Source organism: Salmonella sp. SAL4457 (genome assembly GCF_046548235.1).
Lineage (GTDB): Bacteria > Pseudomonadota > Gammaproteobacteria > Enterobacterales > Enterobacteriaceae > Salmonella > Salmonella enterica.
In genome coordinates, this window is sequence record NZ_JBGDZO010000539.1 from 1 (window position 1) to 270 (window position 270).

Annotated in this window: 1 protein-coding gene; it reads left to right on the top strand. The window is 60.7% G+C overall.

Going from position 1 to position 270, the window contains the following annotated elements:
* Positions 1-13 precede the first annotated feature (13 nt).
* A partial coding sequence (locus ACLJNW_RS25390) for a hypothetical protein (RefSeq protein WP_410961393.1) occupies positions 14-270 on the top strand: 257 nt, incomplete at its 3' end.

A 270-nucleotide genomic window follows, 5' to 3' on the forward strand; every position in this document is an offset into this window, starting at 1 on the left:
CCTCAGCAAACCGATGCTCGTCACACTCCCCGTTTTGCTTCTGCTCCTGGACTACTGGCCTTTGCGTCGCCTTCCGTTCTCTCCGGAACCGACTGAACTCTTTCCCCGCCAACCGCTCCGCCGCATCGTGTTGGAGAAAGTTCCCCTCCTGCTTCTCGCGCTCGGATCGAGCCTTGCCACCATCATCGCGCAAAGCAGTGTTCACGCCGTCGCCCCGCTTGGTCATTTCTCACTCTCGGCCCGTCTGGGCAACGCCATCGTCTCCTGTGT